We start from the raw sequence: 358 nt of genomic DNA, 5'->3' as shown, positions 1-358 counted from the left end.
CAGAATTGCCGTTGAAATTACTGGTTGCAGGTGATTTCAGTAATGGTCAGGATTTCTCACCCTTATCCGGACGTGAAAAAACCAATATAACTAAAAACAATTTCGATGCTGTTCTTTCTGATTATTCCCCCAGAGTCGACCTCACTGTTAAAAATACGCTTGCTGATGACGGCAGTGAGGACACCATCAGTCTGACATTCCAGAACATGAAAGATTTCTCACCGGAACAGGTTTCCAGACAAATACCCCAGCTGAAAGCCATGCTTTCCATGCGCAACCTGCTGCGTGATTTAAAGGCCAATCTGCTGGATAACCAGGCTTTTCGAAAGGAGCTGGAAAAAATTCTGCTGAACCCGGC

At 44.7% G+C, this 358-nt stretch carries 1 protein-coding gene; it reads left to right on the top strand.

The window, feature by feature from the left end; translation table 11 throughout:
* Positions 1-358 (top strand): type VI secretion system contractile sheath small subunit (tssB, locus tag NNO08_RS22985; protein ID WP_271457612.1); only part of this gene is annotated, 358 nt, incomplete at both ends.

It is taken from the genome of Citrobacter sp. Igbk 17 (assembly GCF_028069775.1).
Classification (GTDB): Bacteria; Pseudomonadota; Gammaproteobacteria; order Enterobacterales; family Enterobacteriaceae; genus Citrobacter.
This window is presented reverse-complemented; position numbering and strand designations above follow the sequence as displayed.